Origin of the sequence: Aeromonas sobria, assembly GCF_050266975.1 — a bacterium.
GTDB classification, from domain to species: domain Bacteria; phylum Pseudomonadota; class Gammaproteobacteria; order Enterobacterales; family Aeromonadaceae; genus Aeromonas; species Aeromonas sobria_B.
Map to the genome: position 1 here is coordinate 1 of NZ_JBKISU010000170.1, position 207 is coordinate 207.

Here is a 207-nt window from a genome sequence, read left to right on the forward strand (position 1 = left end):
GCTCTTTGCCGTTGATGCTGCGGGTCAGCAAGCGAGCTTCCACCGTGTCCGGCAGTTGCGGCCACTTTTTGCGTGCCTGTGGACTGGTCTTGAGCTGCACCAGCGCATCCTGGCGCCCCAGCTTGCGCACCACCTCGTATTGGGTGCCCTTCTTGAGCGGCAGCAGCCAGTGCCGCTCACTGCCGGTGGTGTGCCAGGCGTGGAGCA

The 207-nt window shown here is 64.7% G+C and carries 1 pseudogene; it reads right to left on the reverse strand.

Annotated features, from left to right (window positions below):
* A pseudogene (locus ACLHZ1_RS20960) lies at window positions 1-207 on the reverse strand (IS4 family transposase); the annotation flags it as partial.